This is a genomic window from Planktothrix sp. FACHB-1355, assembly GCF_014748295.1.
Lineage (GTDB): Bacteria > Cyanobacteriota > Cyanobacteriia > Cyanobacteriales > Aerosakkonemataceae > Aerosakkonema > Aerosakkonema funiforme_A.
On sequence record NZ_JACJUP010000619.1, the window covers coordinates 1 to 4,069 of the forward strand.

Below are 4,069 nucleotides of genomic sequence, written 5' to 3' on the forward strand. Positions count from 1 at the left end.
GACAGGATAGAAAGTCAGAAAAAAGTCATACTAAAGTCAGGTATTAAATTTATCAAGCTCTGCCATTTGCTTTGAGCCCTTTAAAGCCATGACCGTTGAGGAAGCGCTGGCGATTGTAGAGACCGTTCTCGACCACAAAAGTTTGAGCACCATTCAAGAGCTGGTGTTTCGGGAATCTTGGCAAGGTCGGTCATACCAAGAGATGGCCAAAAGCTATGCTTATGATGCGGCTTACCTCAAAGATAGTGGCTATAAGCTGTGGCAGATGCTCTCGAAAGCATTTGGCCAGAAGGTTAGTAAAAATAATTTATCTTCTGTACTGAAGCTATACGTAAGGCAGCTTAAGGACGCAGAACAAAATATTGGTAGGGGAGTAACCCCAGTTTCAGTAACATCCGCAACTCCAACAGATCCGAAGTCGAACGTCGATCGACCTGAAAATAGCATATTCATTACTGGGGCTAAACTTGACTGCGGAGCTGGCGCGATCGCTCAAACATTGGGTAACCAGATGGCCCAAACTAATCGGGATTGGGGCGATGCGATCGATGTCTCTGTTTTTTACGGTCGCAGTGCAGAATTACTCCAGCTAGAGCAGTGGATTTTAAAAGAAAGGTGTCGCCTAGTCGCGCTATTGGGTATGGGGGGTATTGGCAAAACCGCTCTATCTGTCAAGTTAGCAGAACGGATTCAGGGACATTTTGATTTTGTCATCTGGCGCAGTCTCCGCAATGCGCCACCAATTCAAGAAATACTAGCAGACCTGATTCAATTCCTTTCTAACCAACAAGAAATCAACTTACCTGAAAGGGTAGAAACAAGAATCACTCTCTCGATCGAATATTTACGTTTGTACCGCTGCTTAATAGTCCTTGATAATTGGGAAACTATTCTATGTGGTAGCGATATCTCATCCAATACACTACGGGAACGTGCTGGGCGTTACCGCGAAGGATATGAGGATTACGGTCAATTGCTCAGATGTGTGGGAGAAACGTGCCATCAAAGCACAGTCATATTGACCAGTCGAGAGAAACCTATAGGATTTTCATCCAAAGAAGGAGAAAATTTACCGATTCGTTCCTTCCCAATGCCAGGTTTAAAGGTAACAGAAGCGCGGGAACTATTCCAAGCTAAAGGTTCCTTCTCTGGGTCAGAGGAGGAATGGAAACTTTTAATTCAACATTATGGCGGTAATCCGCTCGCACTAAAAATGGTTGCTGCGGCTGTTCGAGATATATTCGATAGCAATATTTCTAAAATTTTAGAATACTTGAATAATGGGACTTTAGTTTTTGAGGATATCCGCGACCTTTTAGAACAGCATTTTAAACGTTTGCCGGATGTAGAAAAAGAAGTGATGTACTGGTTGGCGATCGCTCGCGAGACAACAAGTATAAAAAAACTTCAAGAAGAAATTTTGTTAGCAGCATCAAAGCAAAAAGTCATTGAAGCGCTACAATTTCTAGTCGGGCGATCGCTAATTGAAAAAAATGCCGATGGCTTCACCCAACAGCCAGTCGTAATGCAGTACGTTACGGAAAAATTTATTGACTGTATTTGCGAAGAAATCACAGAGGCAAGAGCAAAGCAAAATCTAGAAGAAATTTCGCTATTTCGGAATCATCCCATCATCGAAGCACAGGCTAAAGACTATGTGAGAGAAACGCAAATTCGCCTCATCCTCAAACCCATTAAAGAAAAGTTGCTTTCCACTTTTAAAAGTAATACATTGCTAGAACAGCACCTCGCTCAAATTTTGACGAACCTGCGAGGCAAGCCAGACATAGAAATCGGCTACGCCGGAGGAAATATAATCAATTTATTGCGGCAGATGCAGACCGATTTAAGCAGTTACGACTTTTCCGATTTAACCATTTGGGAAGCTTACCTGGTAGACGTAAATTTGCATTATGTTAATTTCCAAAACTCCAACCTAGCCAAGTCGGTTTTTGCCGAAACATTAGGTAGCATCTTGTCAGTACAATTTAGCCCGGATGGGCAATTGTTCGCTATGGGCGATACAAATGGCGAGATTCACTTATGGCAAGTTAGGGATGGCAAGCATCTTTTGACTTGTAAAAAACACAACAGTTGGGTTTGGTCGATCGCCTTCAGTCCTGACGGTCAAATTCTAGCGAGCTGTAGTTTTGATGAAACTGTAAAATTGTGGGATATCCGCAACGGTCAGTGTTTGAAGACTTTGCGAGGACATATCCATTGTATTTGGTCAGTTGCTTTTAGCCCGCCAAGTGATATTTTAGCAAGTGCTGGTGACGATCGTACCGTGAAATTGTGGGATATCAACACCGGAAAGTGCATCAAAACTTTAGAGGGACATACCCATATAATTAATGCAATAGCTTTCAACCCAGAAGGTACAATGCTCGCTAGCGGGAGTAACGATGAAACCATAAAGTTGTGGGATATCGCTACTCACAAGTGCCTCAAAACATTACACGGACATACGTCTAAAATTTGGTCGGTTGCTTTTAGTCCAGATGGTAAAATTTTAGCTAGCGGTAGTTCCGATCGGACAGTGAAGTTATGGGACGTGGCTAATGGTAACTGCTTGAAAACATTACAAGGACATCACAATTGGATACTCTCCGTTGCTTTCGATCCTCAAGGTAAGATTCTTGCTACTGGCAGTGAAGATGGCACAGTAAAATTATGGGATATCGATACAGGTAAATGTTTTAAGACTTTGCAGGGACATCCCGATCGCGTTTGGTCAGTTGCGTTTCATCCAGACAGTCAAATACTTGCGACTGGTGGAGATGGTCGCATTATCAAGTTATGGAATGTCGCCACTTATCAATGCTTTAAAACTTTACAGGGACAGCTCGGCAATACGATCTGGTCACTCAGCTTCAGTCCCAATAGCTTTATCCTAGCCAGCGGTGGTGAAGATGGAATGGTGAGACTGTGGGATATCCAAGCAGGTAAGTGCCTGAAAACCTTCCCAACTCATACCAATTGCATTTGGTCAGTTGCCTTTAGTCCAGACAGTCAAACTCTTGTCAGCGGTGGTGCAGATTGTACTCCTAAATTGTGGGATTTCAGTACAGGGCAATGCCAAATAACTAATGAGAATCATGCACATCACATCCGAACTGTTGCATTTAGCCCAGATGGTAAAATTTTTGCTACTGGTAGTGAAGACTATACCGTAAAAGTATGGGATGTCCTTACCCGTCAATGCCGCAACACTTTTGAGGGCCATACCGATCTGGTATTATCGATCGCTTTTAGCCCTGATGGTCGAATAGTTGCTACTAGCAGCGGCGATCGAACTGTGAAGTTATGGGATGTTAGCAGCGCTCAATGTCTAAAAACTCTAGAGAAACACTCTTGCTTCGTTTTTTCAATCGATTTCCATCAAAATGGATGGATGCTTGCTGCCAACGATAAAAACACCGTGAAATTGTGGGATATTAGTACAGGGGAGTGCGTGAAAGTTTTGGTCGGTCATAGCGATCGAGTTCGATGCCTTGCCTTCAGTCCCGACGGTCAAATTTTGGCTAGTGCCGGTGAAGATAATACAATACGCTGCTGGGATGTCAATACCGGTCAGTGTTTTGCAATTTTAGAAGGGCATAGTAATTTTGTGCTGTCAGTTGACTTCAGTCTGGACAGTCAAATTCTTGCTAGCGGCAGCCAAGATGAAACGATTAAGCTGTGGAATGTCACAACGGGCGAGTGCCTGAAAACTCTTAGAAGTCCCAGAGCTTATGAAGGCATGAAAATTTCTGGCGTCGCTGGTTTAACCGAGGCGACTGTGGCGACGCTCAAGATGTTGGGTGCCCAAGGCTAGGACTCAGACTCTTGCTGCACTCAAGCAGCTTCAACTTCCCAAACAGGGTGGCACAGATTGCTACAGGAAAAATAGTTATTTTTGATTAACTCGCGAGATTCTTGCTTAACCCTACCGGCTACTGCGGCTTGCTGCAACATCATGAAAGCATCTAAATCTTCGATATCGTATCTTTTCTGCAAAAGCTGCCGCAGCTGTTCTTCTGCTGCAAGGGTTAGATAGCCAGTCGTTAGAGCCTGTTGGACAACTTCC

Annotated in this window: 2 protein-coding genes; one reads left to right on the forward strand and one right to left on the reverse strand. The window is 43.7% G+C overall.

Features of this window, described 5'->3' with window-relative positions:
• Positions 1-88 precede the first annotated feature (88 nt).
• On the forward strand, positions 89-3,817 hold the full coding sequence (locus tag H6S82_RS21745) for an NB-ARC domain-containing protein (RefSeq protein WP_190461457.1): 3,729 nt from the start codon (positions 89-91) through the stop codon (positions 3,815-3,817).
• A gap of 20 nt (positions 3,818-3,837) precedes the next feature.
• Here the strand turns inward: H6S82_RS21745 and H6S82_RS21750 are convergent.
• Positions 3,838-4,069: hypothetical protein (locus H6S82_RS21750; protein WP_191056690.1), on the reverse strand; the 232-nt coding region annotated here is incomplete at its 5' end.